We start from the raw sequence: 23,743 nt of genomic DNA, 5'->3' as shown, positions 1-23,743 counted from the left end.
TTCCTGATAACCCATGTAAACTGTGTGGTTAAAGGTATTATTAATATTCCCTGCGCAAACGGTTTCGTCAGGCTCGAGGATTCTCTATAATAGGCCGCGTTTTCCCCCCTGTTGCGCCCAATGAAGCACCTACGGTCAGTTGCTTCGAAGACGAGAGATATTTGATTATGGAAATACTGCGTGGTTCGCCCGCTTTGTCGGCTTTTCGCATTAACAAACTGCTTTCCCGTTTTCAGGAAGCTCAGCTTCCGGTTAACGACGTCTACGCCGAATTCGTACACTTCGCCGATGTCAGCGCTCCTCTGACAGCGGATGAGCAAACCAAGTTGCAACGCCTGCTCAAATATGGTCCTTCTCTCGCTGAACACGCACCCGTTGGCCGCCTGATTCTGGTAACGCCGCGTCCGGGCACTATTTCTCCGTGGTCCTCCAAGGCAACCGACATTGCCCACAACTGTGGACTGTCGCAGGTTCGGCGTCTTGAGCGCGGCCTGGCGTTTTATGTTCAGGCACTACAACTGACCGAAGCACAGTGGCAATCACTCGGCGCGCTGTTGCACGACCGCATGATGGAAACCATATTTACCGACCTTAACGACGCTGAAAAACTGTTTGCCCAGCACCAACCGGCACCGGTTCAGCACGTTGACCTGCTCGGTGCAGGCCGCGTTGCGCTGGAACAGGCCAACATCAAACTTGGTCTGGCACTGGCGGAAGACGAAATTGACTATCTGGTCAACGCCTTCACCAACCTGGGCCGCAACCCGACAGACATCGAGCTGTACATGTTCGCGCAGGCCAACTCCGAACATTGCCGCCACAAGATTTTCAATGCCGATTGGGTTATCGACGGCAAAGAGCAGCCTAAATCGCTGTTCAAAATGATTAAGAACACCTTTGAACATACCCCAGATCACGTGCTGTCTGCTTATAAAGACAACGCCGCCGTGATGGAAGGCTCAAAGGTAGGCCGTTTCTATGCCAACGCCGAGTCTGGCCTGTACAATTTTAATCAGGAAGATGCTCATATCCTGATGAAGGTAGAAACCCACAACCACCCAACCGCTATTTCTCCTTGGCCAGGTGCAGCCACCGGTTCGGGCGGTGAAATCCGTGACGAAGGCGCAACCGGCCGCGGCGCCAAGCCGAAAGCGGGCCTGGTAGGCTTCTCGGTTTCTAACCTGCGTATTCCCGGATTTGAACAGCCTTGGGAAGAAAACTTCGGCAAACCTGACAGAATTGTGACCGCTTTAGAGATAATGACCGACGGTCCTCTGGGAGGCGCAGCATTCAACAACGAATTTGGTCGTCCGGCGCTTCTGGGGTATTTCCGTACCTATGAAGAGCAAGTCAACAGCCATAATGGCCCAGAACTGCGCGGATACCATAAGCCAATCATGCTGGCGGGCGGTATCGGTAACATTCGTGCCGACCACGTGCAGAAGGGTGAAATCACCGTTGGCGCTAAACTGATCGTGCTGGGTGGACCGGCAATGAACATCGGTTTGGGCGGCGGTGCCGCTTCCTCTATGGCTTCTGGCCAGTCTGATGCCGACCTCGATTTTGCCTCGGTTCAGCGCGACAACCCGGAAATGGAGCGTCGCTGTCAAGAAGTTATCGACCGCTGCTGGCAGTTGGGCGAAGCCAACCCGATTCTGTTTATCCATGACGTTGGCGCGGGTGGGCTTTCCAACGCCATGCCTGAGTTGGTCAGCGACGGTGAGCGCGGCGGGCGTTTCCAATTGCGCGATATTCTTAACGATGAACCGGGTATGAGCCCGCTCGAAGTCTGGTGTAACGAATCTCAGGAACGCTACGTGATGGCGGTTGCGCCAGCGCAGCTTGCTCAGTTCGACGCTATCTGTAAACGTGAGCGCGCGCCGTATGCGGTTATCGGTGAAGCCACTGAAGAAATGCACCTGACACTGGAAGACAGTCACTTCGACAACCAGCCGATTGACATGCCGCTCGACGTGCTGCTGGGCAAAACGCCAAAAATGACCCGCGACGTGCAAACCCTGAAAGCCGTGGGTGACATGCTAAATGGCGAGAATATTCAGATTGCCGATGCGGTGAATCGCATTCTGCATCTGCCAGCGGTTGCTGAAAAAACCTTCCTGATCACCATCGGTGACCGCACGGTAACCGGTATGGTTGCACGCGACCAGATGGTCGGTCCGTGGCAGATACCGGTTGCAGACTGTGCGGTTACTACTGCCAGCCTCGACAGCTACCACGGCGAAGCGATGTCTCTGGGCGAACGTGCGCCGGTGGCCTTGCTAGACTTCGCCGCCTCCGCGCGTTTGGCGGTAGGCGAAGCGCTGACCAACATTGCAGCTACCGAAATCGGCAGCCTCAAGCGCGTTAAGCTTTCGGCCAACTGGATGTCGGCGGCCGGTCATCCGGGCGAAGACGCGGGTCTGTACGCCGCGGTTAAAGCGGTAGGCGAAGAGCTTTGTCCTGCGCTGGGTATCACTATTCCCGTGGGTAAAGACTCCATGTCGATGAAAACCCGCTGGCAGGAAGGCACCGAGCAGCGCGAGATGACCTCTCCACTGTCGCTGGTTATCACCGCATTTGCCCGTATTGAAGACGTTCGCCATACCGTGACACCAGAACTGCGTACCGACAAGGGCGAAAGCTCTCTGTTGCTGATTGACCTCGGTGCAGGCCACAACGCGTTGGGCGCAACGGCGCTGGCGCAGGTTTATCGCCAACTTGGTGATAAACCTGCCGACGTGCGCAACGTTGAGCAGTTGGCCGGCTTCTTCAATGCGATGCAAAAACTGGTTTCCGAGCAAAAACTGCTGGCCTACCACGACCGTTCAGACGGTGGCCTACTGGTGACGCTGGCGGAGATGGCCTTTGCCGGTCACTGCGGCCTGACCGCGGACATTTCGGCGCTGGGCGAGTCTGCTCTTGCAGCGTTGTTCAACGAAGAGCTGGGCGCGGTGATCCAGGTCCGTGATGACCAACGCGCCGAGGTTGAGCAGATTTTTGCACAGCATGGCCTGGCCGACTGCACGCATTTCCTGGGCAGCGTCAATCAGGGCGATCGTTTCGTGATCACTTCTGGCGACAAGCCGGTGTACAGCGAAAGCCGCACCACGCTGCGTACCTGGTGGGCAGAAACTACCTGGCAGATGCAGCGCCTGCGCGACAACCCTGAGTGCGCCGATCAGGAGCACGAAGCCAAGAAAGACAATAACGATCCGGGCCTGAACGTCAATCTGACCTTCGCGCCGCAGGAAGACATTGCTGCACCTTACATCGCGACCGGTGCGCGTCCTAAAGTGGCGGTTCTGCGCGAGCAGGGCGTTAACTCCCACGTCGAGATGGCGGCGGCGTTCCACCGTGCCGGTTTCGATGCGGTTGACGTGCACATGAGCGATCTGCTGTCGGGACGTCGTGACCTGCAGGACTTCCACACGCTGGTGGCCTGTGGCGGCTTCTCTTACGGTGACGTATTGGGTGCCGGCGAAGGTTGGGCGAAGTCCGTGCTGTTCAACGAGCGCGTACGTGAAGAGTTTGAAGATTTCTTCCATCGTCCACAGACTTTGGCGCTGGGCGTGTGTAACGGCTGCCAAATGATGTCTAACCTGAAAGAGCTGATTCCTGGCGCTGAGCACTGGCCGCGCTTCGTACGCAACCTGTCAGACCGCTTTGAAGCACGTTTTAGCCTGGTTGAAGTGACCGCCAGTCCGTCACTGCTGATGCAGGGGATGGAAGGGTCGCGTATGCCAATCGCCGTATCGCACGGAGAAGGCCACGTAGAAGTCCGTGATGCGGTGCATCTGTCACAGCTTGAGCACGCCAATCTGGTCTCGCTGCGCTTTGTGGATAACAACGGACGTGTGACCGAGAACTATCCAGCGAACCCTAACGGTTCACCAAACGGTATCACGGCGGTCACTAACCTCTCTGGCCGCGTCACGGTGATGATGCCGCATCCAGAGCGCGTATTCCGCACCGTGAGCAACTCATGGCACCCAGAAACCTGGGGCGAAGACAGCCCTTGGATGCGCATGTTCCGCAACGCGCGTAAACAGCTTGGCTGAGTGATCTGCCTGCGCTGATTATTAAAATCCACAGCACTTAGGCTGTGGATTTTTTTTGCCAAATTTTCGCATAGGCCAGCGCCACGTGCTCTTGCAGCATTCGCGCACAGGTGGCTATCAGATTAGCCCGGTGTCGAGTCACGCCGTCATAGGCGATGTCGAGCGCGGTGGGGAAAATCGGATAAACTACCTCCTTGCTAAAGTTCGGACTGCATTTAACATCAAACGTCTGTTTGTTGCCGTATGAGTCTGCAATGTTTTTCGCTTCATTATCCAGCACCGAGTTGCACTCCTTTTCCAGGCGGCTTGAGGCGTCTATTGCCTGCTGTACTGCGCGTTTCTTATCATGAATAACCTCACGAACCGACGTCACATCGAAATCAGTCGACTGATGCCTGTTCAGCGTTGTTTCTTCAAAATCCAGATGATTAGCCTTAAAGTCGAGAGTAACGGTATTTTCACGCAGCTGCGCGTGGGTCTCTTCACAAAATTTCAGGCAGCTGGTTGGGGGGATTTTCACTAGTTTGATCGTGAGCTTGTCCTCGGCCCGTTGATTAATTTCGCCCATTTCGCTGCATATTTCGCTTTCTTCAATCTGTGGGCGGATCACCTCATCCAGTAAGTGGAGATCGCGGATCACTTGTTTAAGACACTCGCGCTGAACGGCATATTTTGCCCGGCTGGCTTTCAACGTCATCGAGATAGCTTCTATTTTAATGTTGAGATAATCATTTTTATTTATAGAGCCGGGAAGCCACTGACTGTTGCTTACCGTAGGTGAAGCGTCCACCAGACGATGCACCGAAAAGTCTTCAATGTTTGCAACAGCGTAGGGCGGTATTAGTGCGCTTGTAGTGGGTATTATCATGATAGTCATGGGCCTCTACTTAGCCAAAGCGGGGAGCAGATACGGTAATATTTTTAGTGTCGTTAAAATATTAATTTTCGCTCAACAAGCCGTTTAAGCGGCGATACGTTGTGAAGGGGACTGATATACAGACAGTTCTGCTTACATTTATACATTTAAAAGCCGCTTGATTTAGTCTGCGCCTAAACACTATCGTTATATCCCTTTATACATAGCGGTGGTTTATCGTGCGAGACGTAAAAAAAAGAGATCTGCATAAAAAAATACATACTATCGGTGCTGGCTTCCTGCTCGGTGCGCTGGTAATGGGCAGTGCGGCCGCAGCCAATGCGGCAGATAACATCAACGTCACTTATGCCGGTTCGATGGGCGTGGTGATGGATAAATATCTCGGTCCGACGTTTGCCAAACAGCATAATGTAAATTATCAGGGGCAGGGTCAGGGCGCTTACGGAATGGCGAACCTGCTGGCTTCCAAGAAAGTCGTCGCAGACGTGTTTGTTTCCATCACTCCGGGACCTATCGACGTGCTTAAAAAAGCCGGTCTGGTGGATACCTCTGTTCCGGTTGCCAGCACCAGCATGGTGATTGCTTACAACCCTAAAGGTAAGTTTGCACAGCAGTTTGCAGCGATTAAAGACCATAAAACCGGTGCCGAACCTTGGTGGAAAGTGCTGCAATCGCCGGGGCTGCACTTTGGGCGTACCGATCCTGCTACCGATCCGCAGGGACAAAACATTATTTTCACCATGATGCTGGCAGAAAAGTATTATCACCAGCCGGGGTTGACCAAAAGTGTGCTGGGAGAAACAACCAATCCTGCGCAGGTACTGGCTGAAGGCGGTTTGTTAACGCGTCTTGAAGCGGGTCAGGTTGATGCAGCGTCGGGCTACAAGAGTGCGACTCGTTCCGCTAAGCTGCCGTATATTGAGTTGCCGGATGAAATTAACCTGAGCAATCCTGACATGTCCGCAAAATGGTACGATACCGTCAGCTTCACTATCAAAGACAACGCAGGTAAAGACAAAACGCTGCATACTCAACCGCTGGTGTTCTATGCGGCGGTGCTAAAAAATGCTCCAAACCCTCAGGCTGCCAAAGAGTTTGTGGCCTTTATGAAAAGTGCGGAAGGGCAGAAGTTGTTCCAGCAAAACGGCTATGACAAACCTAAGGGTCATGATTACTAAGCCAAATTACCCACAAAGAGGTGACGCCGGATGTTAAGTCTGTGGTTAGCTATTCCGGCCCTTGCCCTGTTAGCCATCCCCTTCCTCACGCTTATCTCGGTTACGCCGTGGCGCGGATTTCATCTGGCCTATGGCGACTGGCACTCGGTTAGCATTTCGCTGGGGCTGAGTGCCATCGCGATACCCATAATCGTGGTGATGGGTATTCCGCTGGCGCTGTGGATGGCGCGCAGTGAAAGCCGATGGCGTGCGTGGGTTGAGGCGGCAGTGATGGTCCCTTTACTGACGCCGCCGTTGGCCATGGGGATCCTGCTGGTTTCGGTTTACGGGCCCTACGGCAGTCTGGGGGAAGGCCTTTCTCGTTTGGGGGTTTCACTAACCAATAATGCCGGTGCCTTTGTATTAGCTCAGATCTATGGTGCGCTTCCCTATTTCGTGATGTCGGCGCGAGCAGCGTTTGAAGGCGTGCCTGCCGATGTTGAAGAAGCAGGTAAAACCCTGGGTGCCTCGCGGTGGAATATTCTGACCAAATTGACGCTGCCGATAGCATCAAGAGGACTGGCTACTGGGCTGGCTATTGCGTGGGTCAGGGTTATCGGGGAGTTCGGTATAGTGATGGTATTTTGCTATTTCCCGCAGGGTATCCCGGTAAAACTGTTTATAAATCTGCAAAATGACGGCGTCGACTCGGTCTATTCTCTGCTTTGGATCCTGCTCATTTCTACACTGCCTTTTCCGCTTTGGTGCTTCTCAAGAAGGGGTAAGCATATGAAAGGAAATATCCTTTCGCCCAGCGAGTAATGGGTAAAAATCCCTCATAATTAATAATATTCTCATATTGATTATCATTATTGTTTGATAAGGATTGTGTAAATATCAAACCGTTCAGTGTGCGTGATTTATCTTAATTTACAGTTAAGGGTGTTAAGTTAAATGATGTTAAATCAATAAGATGGGTTTAATTTAATTTTTATTAATGCGTCATTTAGTATTTTTAGAGCAACATTAGGTTATTATTAAGTACCGAAATAATTAAATGAAGCTCGTTAGAAGAATATTTGTATGGGTATTTTTAAAAGAATAAGCAGTACATTACTTATCGTACTCTCTCTGTTTACAACATCAGTGATGGCCGATAATTCAACACCGGTAACAGCAACGTCTAGTGCGACACAACAGCCAGGCTTTAATGGCTGGTGGGCGTCGTGGAAAAATGATGTGTCGACTACTTGGAGTGCGTCGCCCAATCATGACCTGTATTTGCCGGCGATTACCTGGCATAACCGCGCAACGTATGATCGCGAGAAAATCGACAAGTACAACGAACGTCCTTGGGGCGGGGGTTACGGTATTTCGCGCTATGATGAAAACGGTGACTGGCACGGCCTCTATTTTATGGCCTTCAAGGATTCCTTTAACAAATGGGAGCCTATCGGTGGCTATGGCTACGAAAAAATTTGGCGTCCGATTCAAGGTCAAGACTTCAAACTTGGCTTAGGCTATACGGCGGCGGTGACGGCACGTAACAACTACGACTATGTGCCTTTACCTTTGATATTGCCTTTGGCATCAGTTGGCTACGAGCGCCTCACCTTCCAGGCGACCTATATCCCTGGTACGCATAATAACGGCAACGTTTTCTTTGCCTGGTTAAGATTTCAATTTTAAGTCATATCTCCTGTTAAATCAGTGCTGTGAGCCAGATCTCCCTCTGCCACAGCCTGATCCTTTATGCTTGATTTTCCTTGTTTTTGTCATGCAATACCCGCTATAAACTTTATGGCAACACTCAAACAATAATTTGATAGCAAATTATCTATAACTATCTGGTTATAGATAATTATTTATAACAACAGGAGAGTTACACGTGAAAAGATTTTCCCGCTATGCGCTATTGAGCACCCTGGCTTGCCTGGTATCGGCATCGCTGCCTGCCGCCGCCGTTGCCGCAGAAAATAATCTTGAGCTACAGCAGGTGCTCATTTTCAGCCGTCACAGCATTCGCGCCCCTTTGGCCAACTACAACAATGCATTGGGCAACGCGACTACCCGCACCTGGCCGGTATGGAATACTGAAGGTGGATTATTAACGCCGAAGGGCGGGAAAGTTGAAGAGCACGTTGGTGGGTACTACCGCCTGTGGTTAGCGCAAAATAAACTGCTGCCAGCGAAAGGCTGTCCACAGGCCGGTGAAGTCTTCACCTATGCCAACAGCCTGCCGCGCACCATTGATACCGCCAAGCATTTCCTTATCGGCGCTTTTCCGGGCTGCGAACTTCCTGTGGTAAACCGTGTTGAAGTGGGGAAAATGGATCCGGTGTTTAACCCGATCATTACCGCCGACGTGACCGATCAATTCAGATCTGATGCCATTAGCGCGACCGATAAACTTGCCGGTGAGGGCGGTCTTGATGGCTTGAACAAGCGTTTGAAACCTAATTACGCGCTGGTTGCCAAGGTCATGGATTTCCAAAACTCGAAAACCTGTAAAGAAGATAAAGTGTGCGACCTGAGCACGCAGCCTTCTAAGCTGGTGGTGAATCAGGGCAAAGAGCCAGGCATCTCTGGTCCGCTGTCACTGGGGACCGGTATCAGTGATGCCTTCATGCTGCAATATTATGAAGGCCTGCCAGCTAAAGACGTGGCGTGGGGCAAAATTACCACGCCTGAACAGTGGCGCCAGGTCGAAGAGTTTAAAAATGCCGATCAACAGGCCATTTTTAGCTCACCGCAGATTGGTAAAAACGCGGCGGCGACTACGCTGACCTTTATGTCTGGTGTGCTCGATAAATCGCTGGCTAAAACCGACGATCAGCACGCCGCTCAACAGGCTCGCGTAACCCTGCTCGTAGGCCACGATTCAAACATCGCCGCATTCCTGTCGGCGCTGAAAATCAAAAACTTCACGCTGCCGGGCCAATACGAGCGTACGCCGATTGCCGGAGCCGTGGTATTCCAACGCTGGCATGACAAGAAAACCAATAAAGATCTGATGAAAATTGAGTACGTTTATCCAACGGCTCTGCAGATCCGCAACGGCAGCACGTATAGCTTAAAAAGCCCGATGCACAAAGTGGTGTTACAAGCTGAAGGCTGTCCTATTGATAGTAAAGGATTTTGCTCAGCAGAAACCTTTAATCAGGTGGTACAGGAAGGCTTAAAAAGCTGATTTTTTTCTGATAAAACAAGCTGGCTCTTATTTAATGATATTTAAGTGACGAATTTGTTATTTATTTGTTATAGAGTGTGGGTTAGAAAGACCCAGAAGAAAGCATACTCTCTCTGATAGACCAGTTTGTTCTGCCCGTACCTCGTGCGGGCTTTTTTTTTGCCCACAAAACCCAAAATATAGTCGAACTATTCCCTGAGCTGGGCCTGCAAGTTGACGATGTCGCGACGGGGCGGCGCACCAAATAGCCGAGCATATTCACGACTAAACTGTGAAGGACTGGCATAACCCACCTGAAAAGCCACGCTTTCTGCCGACGTAGCGCCTGAAAGCAACAGCCGGCGCGCCTCCAGTAATCTAATTTTTTTCTGAAATTGGCCCGGCGTCATTGACGTCATCACCCTGAAGTGCCGATGAAAAGCCGTGGGGCTGAGTCCCGCGACACCGGCAAGCGTGTCAATACGCAGCGTTTTATTAAAGTTTTTTCGCAGCACGTGTACCGCCTCGAGCAGTCTATGATTGCGCTCTCCTCCCAGCAAGGTGGTTGCCAGCAATGGGCCGTGCGGACCCGTAAGTAGCCAATAGCATAATTCTCTCATCAGGCCCGGATAGAGAAGTGGGATAGCTTCCGGAGAGTTAAGGAGTTTTAAGGCACGCAATACGCACTCAATGAGGCGCGGGGAGAGTTGAATAACCTGAGCCGCATTTTTTGAACCGGGGTCTGGCTCGGGGGGAGAAGCCATTTGCTGGTAAACGTCGTTCATAATAGCCAAGTCCAACTCGACCACGACACTAAGATAGGATGCTTCGGCGCTGGCCTCCACCACCTGACTGGCGCCTGGCATCTCTACGCTGACTAACATGGCCTCACCTGCTCGGTAGTAAAGACGTTCGTCACCAAAGCTGGTCCATTTCTCTCCCTGCGCCACGATGCATAGCGCAGGCTTATGAATTAAGTGCATAGGATGGCGATGCGTTTGCGACTTCAGCAGGATCATGCCCTCAGCCTCGGTGTAACAGGGGCTGATATTTCCTCGCTGCGCTATTGCCTGCTCGACAGCTTCGCGCAATTGTTTCATGTCAGTCATCGCATGCCTCCGTAAAACTATGATTTTAACTTATCGCGGGAGGTGGAATTAGGCAAGAATAGGCTGGCTTTCGGCATGGGCGAGCGCCGCGTCGCGCTCTATGATTTATGCTCAAACCGGGTGAGGGGACTCACCGCAATGAGGATAACGCCATGACTACTACTTTTTCACAACCGATTGCGCTGGTAACCGGCGGCAGCCGGGGGCTTGGACGAAGCACTGTGCTGGCTCTTGCGGCGCGTGGCGTACGCAGTATTTTCACCTATAACACCAATCTGACCGAAGCAGAAAAAGTGGTTGAAGCCGCAAGGGTTGCAGGGGCTCAGGCTATTGCCCTGCAGCTTGATACCGCCAACAGCGCCACCTTTGCCGGTTTTATTGGCCAGGTGCAAACCGCATTGACTGAGATGGGGCGCGATCGACTCGATTATTTAGTCAATAACGCCGGTATTTCTCACCACAACTCGATTGCCAAAACCAGCGAGGCCGAGCTTGACCTGATTTATCAGGTCAATTTTAAAGGGGTATTTTTTCTAACCCAGCAACTGCTGCCGATTATCAATAACGGCGGGCGCATCGTGAATATCTCCAGCGGCCTCACGCGCGTCAGCGTGCCTGATAGCGGGCCTTATGCCGCTATGAAAGGCGCACTCGAAGTATTCACGCGTTATCTTGCCAAAGAGTTGGGCGAGCGGCGAATTACCGCCAATACCGTCGCACCGGGAGCCGTCCAAACTGATTTTAGCGGCGGTATTGTGCGTGATAATCCAGAGGTCAATAAAAGGGTGTCGAACATGACGGCTCTGGGGCGGCCGGGGTTGCCTGATGATATTGGCCCCATGATCGCCTCACTGCTTTCTGAGGATAATCGCTGGGTCAACGGGCAACGCATTGAAGTTTCTGGCGGTATGGTGCTCTAAGCCGTTTTTGACGTTTGCGCAGGTGCTGGCCTGCACAAACGGTCGGTCTCAAAGGTCGTTAGTGCGTTTCAATGGGGTAATCTTCGTTAATATCACCCCATTGGGCCCACGAGCCGTCATAAATCTTCACCTCTTCTGAACCCAGCAAATGCAGCCCAAACAGGAGCGCCGCCGCCGTTACACCCGAACCGCAGCTGGCAATAGTCGGCTGATTTAGCGCCACGCCAAGACGAATAAAGGTCTCTTCCAGCGCCTGCGGTGATTTTATTTGCCCGTCTTGGGTGAGTTCAGTAAAGGGCACGCTGAGGCTACCGGGAATATGACCGCCGTGCAGACCCGGACGGGGTTCTGGCAATTCGCCCTTGAAACGCCCAAGCGAACGCGCATCAATGATTTGCACCTTACCAATAGCCTGTTTCACCTGGTCGGCGCTGACCACCACTTCACCCGGCAGTGTGGCGGTGAAGGTCGCTGTAGGCAGAACATTCTCACCGGCTTCGACGGTTTTTCCTTCCTTGACCCAGGCGTTCAGCCCGCCGTCGAGAATGCGTACGCTGGCCGCACCAAAGCTTTTCAGCATCCACCACACGCGCGGCGCGCTAAACAAGTCGCCTTCATCGTAGAGAATAATCGAACTGTCATTGCTGATGCCGCGTTCGCTCATTGATTGGCTGAATGCTTCGGCAGTGGGCAGCATGTGGGGCAGACCGGTACTACAGTCAGAGATATCATCGACCTCAACATAAATAGCCCCGGGAATGTGTTCGGCAAGATATTTTCCATGGAAATCAATCGCCGGAGTGATGCCAGGTTTAGATTTACGGCAATCGATAATAACCAGGCTAGGTTCGTTGAGGTGTGAAGCCAGCCAGTCGGTTGATACGATAGATGAACTCATTATTTCCTGATCCTGTGTCAACATTTAAGTGCCGAATTTACGCCAAATCGCCGGGTATCAGCGAATATAACCAGGCGTTTACGGGGTTTCCCTGATAATAAAGGCGATTGCGGTGCAGGCCTTCGTCAAAGGCCCCGACCTTTTCTGCAACCCGACGGCTGCGGTGGTTTTTTTCCATCGCCACAATTTCCAAACGTGTCATGGATAACTCATCAAACGCGAAACGGGCCAACGCTTTAACGGCGGTAACCGCCAATGAACGGCCGGTGAAATCGCTGCGTATCCAGTATCCTATATTGGCCGTTTTATATTCATGAACAATACGATTTAACGCAATTGAGCCGACAATTTTCCCACTGGCCAGATCAAACAGGCAAAAGCGGTATTCTATCCCGCGCTGACGTTTAACATAGGAGTCGAGCAGATAAGTGCGGCTGTCTTCCAGGCTGTAGCCTGCGGTGCACCAGCTCTCCCAGGCTGAGATATCATCAATAGATGCTTGAATGGCCTCAAAATGCAGCGGCGCTTCCAGCTCCGTCGGCAAACGTATTTCCAAACTTTCATTCTGAAAAATCAGACGGCTCGTCATACTTCCTTTCTCCATCCTTTGGCCTATAGCATGAGACTCACACTCACATATTCGCTAAAGGGATGTCAATGAAGCGAGGTGAAGCCGCTAACCGACTTATCCTGCAGGCGGTTGTTCTATCAACATCACCATCCTTAACTCACTGTTTCCTGAGGGTAAAAATGTTTGTTGCAGATAGCGCACAGGTCCACGTTGAGGATGTTCAAAGCGCCTTTCTCCGCCTTCTCGCGCCAGCACTTCCTGCTGCGCCCACCACTTGTCAAACTCGCTGCTCTGCTGACGTAAATTTATCACTAATTGGCGGATAGCCTCAGAATGTGCATAGTGGCTGGTTTCGGCCCTAAACTCGGCCACACTCCGCTTTGCGCGCGCTTCCCAGTTAACCAGCAGCGTGCGTGCCAGCGGGTGAAGAAACACAAAACGCAGTAAGTTGGGGTGTTCCTCATTGTCTAACCAGCCCTGAAAAAGCTGCTCGGCCTGGGTATTCCAGGCCAGCATGTTCCAGCAGCTGTCAATCAGATAGCCGGGGCAGTTAAGCTGGTGAATGCACTGTGCAAGATGCTCAGAAACGGTCGGTGCATGAGCGGGCTCCTGAGGGTTTTTAACGCCTGCCAGACTAAACAAATAGTCCTCTTCGGCCGGCTGCAAACGCAGCGCCTGCGCCAGCCTGCTCAAGGTAGTGGCTGAAATTGAAACGTCTCTGCCTTGTTCAATCCAGGTGTACCAGGTGGTGCTGATCCCGCTGATTTGCGCCAGCTCTTCGCGGCGCAGGCCACTGGTGCGACGCCTCGTTGAGTGCGGCAGTCCCACCATTTCTGGAGAAGTCCTTTCTCGGTGAGCACGTAAAAATGCGCCCAGTGCTTTCGGTCCGCTTAAAAGGTCTAAAGAAGTCATGATTTACTCGTTCATTGCCGGTAAGCAGGAAGTGACTCATACCAGTATAAATGGTCATATTGTACCCGTATAAAACGCAGTATAGAGTGTTTTTGAGTTCATCATCTATCGAAAGAAGAGAAGCCCATGGATAACAAAAATAGCCATACGCAGAGTGTTAGTCACCAGTTCAGCCCAAACGCCCATAATTATTTAACCAGCAAGGTTCACGCGCAGGGGGCCGATTTGGAAAAACTGGCGACTCTGCTTGCGCCATTCTCCGACGCCGTGGTGGTGGATTTAGGCTGCGGGGCAGGGCACGCTAGCTTCACCGCTGCCAGATTTGCCAAAAAAGTTATTGCCTATGATTTGTCTGCGGAGATGCTGGCAGTGGTCGAGCACGCTGCGACGGATAAAGGACTGACCAATATAGAGGTACAGCAGGGATATGCCGAAGTCTTGCCTTTTGCGGACGCCAGCGTGGATATTGTTATCAGCCGTTATTCAGCCCATCACTGGCACGACGTGGGGCGGGCGCTGCGGGAAGTACGCCGCATTTTAAAGCCGGGTGGCAACGTCGTGATGATGGATACCTGTTCACCGGGGCATCCGGTCCTGGATATCTACCTGCAAACCGTCGAGAAACTGCGCGATACCTCACACGTGAGAAGTTATTCTACCGGCGAGTGGCTGCACATGTTTAATGATGCCGGATTAAATATTGCTCAACTGAGTACGGATAAATTAACCCTAGAGTTCAACAGCTGGGTGGCAAGGTTGAAAACGCCGCAGCATTTCGTGCAGGCGATTCGAGAGCTGCAAAAGGTGATGTCAGATGAGGTGACTCATTATTTCGCCATTCAGGCCGATGGCACCTTTGAAACGGATACGGTATTTATTGAAGCAGGTAAATCGCGTTAGCGAAAAAAACGGGCCACAGACCGGCCCGTTTTCCGTTGATCCAAAAAGAATTAACGATTGAAATTGGCAGGCACTATTTCTTGAACAGCCTGCTGCCCAGTGATACCACGGCCAGCACCGCGGCACCGACAACAATGCCCACCGCCAGATCCGTTGCGCCGGTTATCAGGCTATTTACCCAGCCCTGATGGCCTTCGGTCAACGATTCGAGCAGGCTGTGCATAAACGGCAGACCGTGGCTGATAATACTCCCGCCGACCAGAAACATGGCAAAGGTGCCTACCACCGACAGGGTTTTCATCAACCACGGTGCGGCATTGACAATGCCGCCACCGAAACCTCGCACAGCGCGCATAAAGGCGCTTTCACCGCTGAGTTTGCTCAGGTAAAGGCCCGCGTCGTCAATTTTTACAATCCCCGCCACCAGGCCGTAAACGCCCAGGGTCATCACGACCGCAATAGCAACCATGACCATAACTTGATCGACAAAAGGCGCAGAGGAGACGGTGCCCAGTGAAATAACAATGATCTCCGCAGAAAGAATAAAGTCGGTGCGCACTGCGCCCTTAACTTTCTCTTTTTCCATTTTGGCCAATTCGGCATCCGATTTTGGCGTGTTTTTTTGCTGATTTTTTTTCTCGGCTTCGGCCGCTTTGTCGTGCGGCATGAATTTATGCGCAACCTTTTCAAAGCCTTCGTAGCATAGGTAGGCACCGCCCACCATTAATAAAGGGGTGATGGCCCAAGGGGCAAAGGCGCTAATGAGCAAGGCAAGGGGAACGAGGATGGCTTTATTGAGCAGTGAACCCTTGGCAACGGACCACACAATGGGCAGTTCGCGATCAGCTTTAACGCCAGAGACCTGCTGCGCATTCAGCGCCAGATCGTCTCCCAGCACGCTGGCGGTTTTTTTGGCGGCAACCTTACTCATTGCCGCGACGTCATCAAGAATTGACGCGATATCATCGATTAACGCTAAAAGACTGGTTCCGGCCATAAAGATCCCTTTGGTCTGTATTTTCTGGTTATAAGTTTTGGTCGTTAAAAGAATAATAACAGCGATTGCTATAGTGCGTCGATTTATGCGAATCTGTCTCGTGTAGACCCACTTCTACCCCCTCTATTATGTTTTTCTGCACCATAAACGCGCTTTTTTATTACATTGTCGAATACTCGTAATGTTTTATATTATTTCCTCCTTATTTTCGTCATAAATCTTAAATTTCTTTACATCTGATTACGCCGCCTTTCGTTTAATGAACGATAATTAATTCCAAGGAGAACATCCTACTAATTAAATTAAACATCGACACGTTATCCATGACTCAATTAAAACGTTAAGGCGAAAATCATGAAAATCTTACCTATTTTTGCAGCAGCTCTGATTACTACCGCATCATTCTCAGCCTTGGCCGCGAGCGAAATCAGTGCAGCTCAGGTACAAACCAATAATTATCAATCACTCGGCGTCGTTGATGTTCGTCAGGACAACACCGCAGATATGAGCCTGAAAGCTGCAGTGAATGAAAAAGCCAGCCAAGAGGGCGCAACGCACTACCGCATTATCGGCGTGAGCACTCCAGGCGATTCAAGCCTGTCCCGCGCCAGCGTTGAGCTTTATCGTTAAGCAGAATACACCGTCGGGTGTGGAGATTACCCTCTAATAGAGGTTGCGCCAGCGGCCTCTGTCTCCTGTGTCTCACCCGACGGTTACCTTTTTTCCTTTCCCCCTCGGTTTAAAATAATCCCGTCTGTCTCGTTTTCCTTTTCATATTTCGCACTATTTCAGCGCTATTTCACACTGCCTTTCCCTCTTTTTATACCCCTGATGTTCGCTATTTCTGCTATTATTCCTCTCTTATGCTATGCCGCTAATTTGAGCTAATGTAAAAAACTGCAAGATAAGATATTTTAATTCTTTGCCAATATTCCGAAAGCATCTTAAAACAACGTTAATTAAGACCTTTCTTATATAGAAGTGGCGTTTAGCCGTTTAGTCAAAAATAATTAGCGCAATTAATTATTCCTTAAGAATTTTTCTGTGTGATAGTGGTCTACTTCCCCAGGGGGTTACAAATATGCTGAATGCGACAAGACTTACTATCAATGCGACGAGATTGACGATTAAAAACCAGTTCTCCTATTTGCAGAATTTCATCTCTTCACCGCGCACTTTCGGCACGCTGGCGCCATCATCGCCCTGGCTGTGTCAGGCGATGGTCAACCAGGTTGATTGGACGAAGACGCTAAAGATTGCCGAGTTTGGTGCTGCCGACGGTGTGCTGACCAAGCGGATACTGGGTAAAATGCGGGCCGATGCCCAGCTGCAGGCTTTTGAAATACAACCTAACTTTATCCATAAGCTAAATTTGCTGGATGACCGCCGACTGCAGGTGATGGGCCATTCCGCCGAGCATCTTGAAGGTGATTTCGACGCCATTTTCTGTTGTTTGCCGTTACTGTCAATTCCTACGCGCATCAGCATGCGGATTCTGCAACGCGCCCAGCAGCGCCTGAAGCAGAACAACGGTGAGCTTATTCTGTTTCAATACAGCCATCTGTCCGAAAAGATGCTGTCACGTTATTTCAGTTGGAAAAAAATACGTGTAGTAAAAAACTTTCCACCGGCTTTGGTGTATGTGTGTAAGTCACTATAAATAAAGGATTATGGGTGTAAATAATTTATTACGCTGTGTTTACAGGGATTGCCTAATCGATTTTTATCGGTATGATGCCAAGCAGGTTAAAAGATGTCCCAGGCACATTAAGGATAGCGGTAATGACGCAACCCATTTTCATGATAGGCGCTCGCGGCGCAGGTAAAACAACGGTCGGCAGAGCGCTCGCGCAGGCATTGGGCTATGATTTCGTCGACACTGACATTTACCTGCTGCAAACCTCTCAACTCAGCGTTGCCGAAATCGTCGCGCGTGAAGGTTGGTCAGGTTTTCGCCGTCGTGAAACTCAGGCCCTGCAAAACATCAGCGCACCCAATACGGTAGTTGCCACCGGTGGCGGCGTGATTTTGGCCGAAGAAAACCGTCAGTTTATGCGTGAAAAAGGGCAGGTTATTTATCTTCGCTCTCCCGCAAGCACCTTGGCGCTTCGCCTCGAAGACGCCCCGCAGGAAGATCAACGCCCCACCTTGACGGGTAAACCGATCAACGAAGAGATCTCTGAGGTGTTAAACGAACGCGAAGCCCTGTATCAGGAGGCAGCGCATTTCGTGGTGGACGGCACTCACCAGCCTTCCGCTATCGTCGAAGACATCCTTGACGCCCTGGCTCTACAAATCGCGCGCTAAATTTTCCCCCAGATTTTTTAGGAGGCTTCTTAGCCTCCCGCTCCCTGTAATAATCACCCATTGTCTATACTTGTAGTACCCGTGATTACTTACAGGAGTTCCCATGCCATCTAAACCACCCTATCCCCGCAGGGCCGAAATTATCACCGTGGAAAAAGGGTTGCCGGGCCAAACGGAAACCTGGTACGAGCTGCGCGCTGACCATCCCAAGCCCGATACGCTGATTAGCGAACATAAAACTCGACAAGAAGCTGAAGATTCCAAACGACGCTACGAAGACGAAAACGGCGATTAATCGATGACTTAACTGAGCACTGCTTTTACGCTGGCTATTAACCCGCATGACGGCGGTGCTTGTTCATATGACATGCCCTTAAATTCAATCAAAACACTTCCTGAATCTCTCCTCTTTAGTATCGAAACGTTTCTCTTAAAAACAGAGTAACAGTCTGGTAGTGGGTGAATTGCTAAAATTTTTCACTAAAAATCGCTATTTACTTAAGTTAAATTTCCTGCATTTTAGCATTGAGAAATATCATTCACTGCTTTTTATGCCCTCATAAAAAATAAACAACTTGACGCTGATGCGCATCAGCTTTAGTTTTTACCTATCTTAATCAGGAACTGAGTTCCTAATAGTGGAACTGGCGTCGTGACAACATTAGAAAATGCTTCCGCAGTGCTAAAGCTTTTTGCACAGAAAGGGATCAGGCAGGGGCATCCCGGTCTCTCTTTCAGCGATGTTGTTGAACAGCTGGGTTTGCCGAAAAGTACGGTTTCTCGGCTGCTGATGACGATGGAGACACAGGGCCTACTTGAGCGGGATCCGGAAACGCGGCTTTATAAAATTGGCCACTTGCTGCTGGCAGTATCCAGCCATTATCTGTCAACGCCGTTAGTCGATGCCGCATCGCCTTATATGGCGCTGTTGAGCAAGCAAACGCAGTGCACCGGTTACATTTCGATGCTTGAAGGTCGGGATATTATGGTGATGCGTATGTTCCCTGGGCGTACTTATTTGCAGGTCGTTACGCCAGCGGGCAGCTTGTTACCGGCGGCAGAATCGGCAATTGGCCGCGCGATTTTAGCCAGATATACCGACAGTGAAGTGGTTGAGCGTTATCGTGAAGGATATCGGGTTAATTCGCCGAATTCGCCACAGACACTAGACGAACTGCTTAAGTATCTCTCAGAAATTCGTGAGTCAGGCTGGTCTTATGCTAACAATGAGACCCTGTTGGGGATCAGTTCGATGGCGACCAGTCTTCAAAACAAGCACCGTGATGAAACGGTGGGAATGTGTTTATCTTTCCCTTCACCGCACGACGGCAATGAATTACCCGCCGGAATTCGCGAAGGTATTGTAGCGGTAACTCGGCAACTCGCCGAAAAGTTAGGTGATGAGTATTGGCAATAGACCAATAACGGACCGGTTGTATTTTTGATTAATTACGCAATAAAAAGCGCGGATACGAGTCAATAATATCGCGCCAACACCAGGAATTTCTTGATTTTTTTCGCCAACACCAGGGGACTATATGACAGGCAATACCGGGAGTGAGAGCAAGGTGACCGACGGAAGCTATAATCCGTTAAAAGAAGTCGGCACGCTGGCTGTAATGATTTTGCTTTCAATATTGGGCGCGATTATCGGCGTTCAATTGATTACCACTCTCGGGGTGACGCCGAATACCTCAATCATCGGCGCCTTGTTCGCCATGCTATTGGCGCGCATTCCGCTGAAGGCGTTCCAACGCTATCGTTCTATTCATACCCAGAACCTGGCACAAACCGTTATCTCATCCGCCACCTTCGGTGCGGCAAACAGTTTGCTGATGCCTATCGCCATTCCTTACGTGATGGGGCAGCCGCAGCTTATTTTACCGATGTTCTTCGGCGTGTCGGCTGCGATGCTGCTTGATGCGTATTTGCTCTACCGCATGTTCGATACCAAAGTCTTTCCTGCCAGCAATGCGTGGCCTCCTGGCGTCGCTGCGGCCGAGGCAATTAAAGCCGGTGATAAAGGCGGGCGTCAGGCCTGGCTGCTGTTGGTGGGCGTGGTTATCGGCTTGGGCGGCGCGATGCTTAAAATACCGATGGCCGCCTTCGGCACGGCGTTTATCGGCAATATCTGGGCGCTGAGCATGTTTGGTATTGGCCTGCTGATCCGTGCTTATGCGCAACCGATTGGCGGGATTGATATCAATGCCTTATACATTCCGCACGGCATGATGGTGGGTGCCGGTCTGGTTTCACTGTTCCAGGTGATTCAGGTCATTCGCAGCAAACATGCCGACGCCAAGGCGACGTTTACCCAGTCAGGAAACGAAGTTCGCAAAGCGCTGGGACTGGGTGCCTTTGGCTATATTGCTATCGCAGCAGGATTAGCCCTGGCCGGTGGTATTTACACCGAAATGTCAGTGACTATGCTGGTGTGTTTCATTATCTATGCCGCCTTTGCCGCCTTCTTCCATGAGTTGATCGTTGGTATTGCCGCCATGCACTCGGGCTGGTTCCCGGCCTTTGCGGTGGCACTGATTACTCTGATTGTCGGGATTCTACTGGGCTTTCCGCCGGTCGCGCTGTGTATTCTTACCGGTTTTACGGCGGCAACCGGCCCGGCATTTGCCGACATGGGCTTTGACCTGAAAGCGGGCTTTATTCTGCGCGGTTATGGAAAAGACTTGCATGCCGAGTTGGCTGGACGCCGCATTCAGCTGTTTGCCGCGCTGATTGCGTTTCTTATTGCCATTCCAGTGGTGTGGTTCGCCCACATTGGTTATTTCGCTCAAGACCTGGTGCCCCCAGTGGCCCGCGTTTATGCCAAAACTATTCAAGCCGGTGCGCAGCCAGGCATCGCCCACAGTCTGTTGATTTGGGCTATTCCTGGCGCACTTATCCAGCTTATCGGCGGGCCTAAACGCCAGCTGGGCGTACTGCTTGCGACCGGTTTGCTGATTAACAGCGTGATGGCCGGTTACGCTGTGGTGCTGGGCATTGTGCTGCGTATCATCATTATTCGTATCTGGGGGGAAAAGGGCCGTACGCCGATGGAAATCCTCGCGGCAGGATTTATCGCCGGAGACGCGCTTTACAGCTTCTTTAACTCCATTTTTAGTGCCAAAAGTAAGTAATCGAGTCTCGACAATCTGTATCAACGAAAAATGCGTCAACACCAGGGCTCCCACGAGCCATATTAATAAATAAAACGGCTTTCAAAGAAAGTCGATAAACGCGGTTGTTTTTGCCGTTGCGCCCTGTGCGTCAACCGCGTGGTTTAGAGGAAGATGCTATGAGTTTGCTTCAAACCCTTACCGTATTTGAACTGATCGACAATGCCCACGTCAGTGGTCAGGACGTCGTCAATCTGTTTGCCGATTATCCTGCTGTTACCGCCAGCACGCATCGCGTCACCGGTACAAAAGGCGCAACCGATTTTGTACGAATCACCCTTCCGGGCAGTGCGGGTAAAACTCAGGGCGGTGCTGCACCAACGCTGGGGATTATTGGCCGCTTGGGCGGGATTGGCGCGCGACCTACGCGCATTGGCGTCGTTTCTGATGCCGACGGTGCTATTGCTGCCATCAGCAGCGCGCTTAAGCTTGCCGAGATGCAGCGTAAAGGTGACGTTCTGGTGGGTGATGTTATTATCACCACCCATATTTGCCCAAATGCCCCGACGCGCCCTCATGACCCCGTTGATTTCATGGACTCGCCTATTGATGACGTGACCATGAACGATAATGAAGTGGTAGACGGCGTTGACGCAATTCTCTCCATCGACACCACCAAGGGCAACCGTATCATCAACCATAAAGGTTATGCGCTGTCGCCCACGGTGAAAGAGGGGTACATTCTGCGTGTTTCAGAAGATTTGCTGCGCATTATGGAGATGACCAGCGGTCGTCCGGCAGTCACCTTCCCGATAACCACTCAGGACATCACGCCTTACGGCAACGGCGTTCATCACCTGAACAGTATTCTGCAGCCCTCTACGGCCACCACGGTTCCGGTGGTTGGCGTGGCCATCACCGCTGAATCGGTAGTCCCTGGCTGCGGCACCGGCGCCAGCCATGAAACAGATATTGCACTGGCGGTAAAATTTGCTGTTGAAGTAGCAAAAGAGTTCGGACGCGGCACCTGTCATTTCTATGATGCCGATGAATATCAACTGTTGTTGTCGCTATACGGAAGCTTGCGTCACCTGCAAAGCAGAGACTAAAAAGATGATGACCTCCTTTGCCACCCTGACCATCGGGCAGGCGCCACGCAGCGACATTATGCCGCTGCTTGATGAGTATCTTCCTCCCGAGCTGGTGACCCACACCGGCCTGCTGGACGGCTTGACTCAGGCGCAAATCGAACAGCGTTTTGCGCCAGCACCGGGAGAAGACGTGTTGGTGTCGCGCCTGTTGGACGGCACCCAGGTACGACTGGCGTCGCCGCGCGTTGAGGTAGCATTGCAGGAAAAAATCAACTGGCTTGAAAGTCAGGGTTGCGACACGATCCTGCTGCTGTGTACCGGCATTTTTCATAATCTGCATGCACAGCAGGCGATGCTGCTTGAGCCTGACAGGATCATTCCGCCGCTGATTAACGGGATCGTCGGTCAGCATCAGGTCGGCATTATAGTGCCGGTTGTCGAGCAAATAGAGCATCAGGCGGGTAAGTGGAGCAAGCTGGCTAAAAAACCGTGTTATGCCACCGCTAGCCCGTATCTGGCCGATGAGCGAACGTTGATTGAGGCGGCGCTTTCTCTTAAGGATCAGGGCGCTCAAGTCGTATTGCTCGACTGCATCGGTTATCAGCGCAGCCACTGCGACATCATCCAGAAACACCTCGATGTACCGGTGATGCTATCGAATTCGCTGGTCGTTAAACTGGCCGCCGAACTGCTGCTCTAATTACGGTTGAAAGTGCTCAAGAATGAAATCCACCCAGACTCTGACTCTGGGGGGTAAATCTGCGCTGCTGTAATACAGCCACAGCGGTACGCCCGACGTCCAAAACTCTTCTAAAACCGGCACCAGTGCCCCACTTTTTAAATGTGGCTCAATATACCAACCCGCAACGCCCACCACGCCCAAACCGTTTATCGCCGAGCTAATCAATGATTCTGGTCGAGTAGAGACCACGCGCCCGCGAAGTTCACTCTGTGGAACCTCACCCGCTAAATCCCACTTTATTATCTGATTGGTCGAGGCATTGCGGTGTAAAAGGCAGGAGTGGTGCACCAAATCCTGCGGCGTGTTAAGCGGCGGATGCTGGGCCAAATAGTCGGCGGAGGCGGCATACAGTGTGCGCATGGGTTTGAGCTGACGGGCAATCAGACGGCTGTTGGGATCGACGCGATTGCCAATGCCGACGTCAAAACCTTCAGCAACCAGATTGACCACACGAGCATCAAGCACCAGATCGAGACTTATTTCGGGATACTGCGCCAAAAAGCTCGGCAGCAGCGGTATCAACTGCTGCTGCGCAAAACCGGGAATGGTACTGACTTTGACACTGCCCGAGGGGAGGCGATGCGACGAGGCGGCATTTTCAAGCGTTGACGAGAGTGCACGCCACAGCGGTTCAACCTCCTGAAGGAGGATTTTTCCCTCATCGGTCAGCACCACGCTGTGTGTGTTGCGGGCAAATAGCCGCAGCGCCAGTTTCTCTTCGAGCACGCGAATGTTTTTACTGATGGCCGCGGGCGTTACGCCGAGCTGACGCGCAGCCGCTGAAAAATTTTCATTTTGCGCCGCGCTCAGAAAAGCAGGCAGGAGGCGATGAATATCCGGCGGTAACGACATGGGCAAACCTGAATAGTGGAATTTTTCAGGATCGCATCTGATGACCTTAAAATCAATCAACGGATAGCGG

The 23,743-nt window shown here is 51.5% G+C and carries 22 protein-coding genes; 15 read left to right on the top strand and 7 right to left on the bottom strand.

Annotation, left to right across the window (positions count from 1 at the left end; translation table 11 throughout):
* Positions 1–167: 167 nt before the first annotated feature.
* Entirely contained in the window at positions 168–4,058 is a 3,891-nt protein-coding gene (gene purL / locus GA565_RS20550; protein WP_152200473.1) for a phosphoribosylformylglycinamidine synthase, read from the top strand.
* A 37-nt stretch (positions 4,059–4,095) separates the two neighbouring features.
* Here purL and GA565_RS20545 read toward each other — a convergent pair whose 3' ends face one another.
* Positions 4,096–4,935: a hypothetical protein gene (locus GA565_RS20545; RefSeq protein WP_152200472.1), complete on the bottom strand. Its 840-nt coding sequence runs from the start codon at positions 4,933–4,935 to the stop codon at positions 4,096–4,098.
* A gap of 296 nt (positions 4,936–5,231) precedes the next feature.
* Here GA565_RS20545 and GA565_RS20540 point away from each other — a divergent pair, with 296 nt between their 5' ends.
* The 4 genes from GA565_RS20540 to agp all read left to right on the top strand — a co-directional run bounded on the left by GA565_RS20540 (position 5,232) and on the right by agp (position 9,282).
* Positions 5,232–6,113, top strand: coding sequence for an extracellular solute-binding protein (locus GA565_RS20540; protein WP_370518114.1), 882 nt, complete (start codon positions 5,232–5,234; stop codon positions 6,111–6,113).
* A 30-nt stretch (positions 6,114–6,143) separates the two neighbouring features.
* Positions 6,144–6,914: a molybdenum ABC transporter permease gene (locus tag GA565_RS20535; RefSeq protein ID WP_152200469.1), complete on the top strand. Its 771-nt coding sequence runs from the start codon at positions 6,144–6,146 to the stop codon at positions 6,912–6,914.
* Positions 6,915–7,175: 261 nt separating this feature from the next.
* Positions 7,176–7,781: a lipid IV(A) palmitoyltransferase PagP gene (gene pagP, locus GA565_RS20530; protein ID WP_152200467.1), complete on the top strand. Its 606-nt coding sequence runs from the start codon at positions 7,176–7,178 to the stop codon at positions 7,779–7,781.
* Positions 7,782–7,980: 199 nt separating this feature from the next.
* Complete coding sequence (gene agp / locus GA565_RS20525; RefSeq protein ID WP_152200465.1) at positions 7,981–9,282, top strand: bifunctional glucose-1-phosphatase/inositol phosphatase; 1,302 nt, start codon at positions 7,981–7,983, stop codon at positions 9,280–9,282.
* Positions 9,283–9,470: 188 nt separating this feature from the next.
* On the opposite strand, the gene GA565_RS20520 is transcribed toward agp, so the two are convergent.
* Positions 9,471–10,370, bottom strand: a complete 900-nt coding sequence (locus tag GA565_RS20520; protein WP_152200463.1) for an AraC family transcriptional regulator — start codon at positions 10,368–10,370, stop codon at positions 9,471–9,473.
* 152 nt (positions 10,371–10,522) lie between these two features.
* On the opposite strand from GA565_RS20520, the gene GA565_RS20515 reads away from it, so the two are divergent.
* On the top strand, positions 10,523–11,290 hold the full coding sequence (locus GA565_RS20515; RefSeq protein ID WP_152200461.1) for an SDR family NAD(P)-dependent oxidoreductase: 768 nt from the start codon (positions 10,523–10,525) through the stop codon (positions 11,288–11,290).
* Positions 11,291–11,348: 58 nt separating this feature from the next.
* Here GA565_RS20515 and sseA read toward each other — a convergent pair whose 3' ends face one another.
* From sseA to GA565_RS20500, 3 genes are all read right to left on the bottom strand, one after another.
* The gene (gene sseA / locus GA565_RS20510) at positions 11,349–12,188 is read right to left on the bottom strand and encodes a 3-mercaptopyruvate sulfurtransferase (protein WP_152200459.1); all 840 of its coding nucleotides are present in this window, start codon (positions 12,186–12,188) and stop codon (positions 11,349–11,351) included.
* 37 nt (positions 12,189–12,225) lie between these two features.
* Positions 12,226–12,777, bottom strand: coding sequence for a GNAT family N-acetyltransferase (locus GA565_RS20505; protein ID WP_152200457.1), 552 nt, complete (start codon positions 12,775–12,777; stop codon positions 12,226–12,228).
* Positions 12,778–12,873: 96 nt separating this feature from the next.
* Positions 12,874–13,671: a helix-turn-helix transcriptional regulator gene (locus GA565_RS20500; protein ID WP_152200455.1), complete on the bottom strand. Its 798-nt coding sequence runs from the start codon at positions 13,669–13,671 to the stop codon at positions 12,874–12,876.
* 126 nt (positions 13,672–13,797) lie between these two features.
* On the opposite strand from GA565_RS20500, the gene GA565_RS20495 reads away from it, so the two are divergent.
* The gene (locus tag GA565_RS20495) at positions 13,798–14,571 is read left to right on the top strand and encodes a class I SAM-dependent methyltransferase (protein WP_152200453.1); all 774 of its coding nucleotides are present in this window, start codon (positions 13,798–13,800) and stop codon (positions 14,569–14,571) included.
* A gap of 73 nt (positions 14,572–14,644) precedes the next feature.
* Here GA565_RS20495 and GA565_RS20490 read toward each other — a convergent pair whose 3' ends face one another.
* Entirely contained in the window at positions 14,645–15,568 is a 924-nt protein-coding gene (locus tag GA565_RS20490; RefSeq protein ID WP_152200452.1) for a DUF808 domain-containing protein, read from the bottom strand.
* A gap of 354 nt (positions 15,569–15,922) precedes the next feature.
* On the opposite strand from GA565_RS20490, the gene GA565_RS20485 reads away from it, so the two are divergent.
* The 8 genes from GA565_RS20485 (at position 15,923) to GA565_RS20450 (ending at position 22,779) form a co-directional block, all read left to right on the top strand.
* Positions 15,923–16,198: a DUF1471 domain-containing protein gene (locus GA565_RS20485; protein ID WP_055776627.1), complete on the top strand. Its 276-nt coding sequence runs from the start codon at positions 15,923–15,925 to the stop codon at positions 16,196–16,198.
* A 451-nt stretch (positions 16,199–16,649) separates the two neighbouring features.
* Positions 16,650–17,228 (top strand): class I SAM-dependent methyltransferase, encoded by a 579-nt coding sequence (locus tag GA565_RS20480; protein ID WP_152200450.1) that lies wholly within the window; start codon positions 16,650–16,652, stop codon positions 17,226–17,228.
* 122 nt (positions 17,229–17,350) lie between these two features.
* On the top strand, positions 17,351–17,875 hold the full coding sequence (gene aroL, locus GA565_RS20475; RefSeq protein WP_152200449.1) for a shikimate kinase AroL: 525 nt from the start codon (positions 17,351–17,353) through the stop codon (positions 17,873–17,875).
* A 103-nt stretch (positions 17,876–17,978) separates the two neighbouring features.
* Entirely contained in the window at positions 17,979–18,170 is a 192-nt protein-coding gene (locus GA565_RS20470; RefSeq protein ID WP_152200447.1) for a YaiA family protein, read from the top strand.
* Positions 18,171–18,527: 357 nt separating this feature from the next.
* The gene (locus tag GA565_RS20465) at positions 18,528–19,292 is read left to right on the top strand and encodes an IclR family transcriptional regulator (RefSeq protein ID WP_152200446.1); all 765 of its coding nucleotides are present in this window, start codon (positions 18,528–18,530) and stop codon (positions 19,290–19,292) included.
* A 121-nt stretch (positions 19,293–19,413) separates the two neighbouring features.
* Positions 19,414–21,009 (top strand): OPT/YSL family transporter, encoded by a 1,596-nt coding sequence (locus GA565_RS20460; RefSeq protein ID WP_152200444.1) that lies wholly within the window; start codon positions 19,414–19,416, stop codon positions 21,007–21,009.
* 158 nt (positions 21,010–21,167) lie between these two features.
* A complete protein-coding gene (locus GA565_RS20455; RefSeq protein ID WP_152200442.1) occupies positions 21,168–22,097 on the top strand; it encodes a DUF1177 domain-containing protein in 930 nt (309 codons plus the stop codon).
* 4 nt (positions 22,098–22,101) lie between these two features.
* Positions 22,102–22,779, top strand: coding sequence for an AroM family protein (locus GA565_RS20450; protein WP_152200440.1), 678 nt, complete (start codon positions 22,102–22,104; stop codon positions 22,777–22,779).
* Here the strand turns inward: GA565_RS20450 and GA565_RS20445 are convergent, their stop codons facing one another.
* Positions 22,780–23,673, bottom strand: coding sequence for a LysR family transcriptional regulator (locus GA565_RS20445; protein WP_152200438.1), 894 nt, complete (start codon positions 23,671–23,673; stop codon positions 22,780–22,782).
* Positions 23,674–23,743: the final 70 nt, after the last annotated feature.

It is taken from the genome of Rouxiella sp. S1S-2, assembly GCF_009208105.1.
In the GTDB taxonomy this organism is placed as follows: domain Bacteria; phylum Pseudomonadota; class Gammaproteobacteria; order Enterobacterales; family Enterobacteriaceae; genus Rouxiella.
This window is presented reverse-complemented; position numbering and strand designations above follow the sequence as displayed.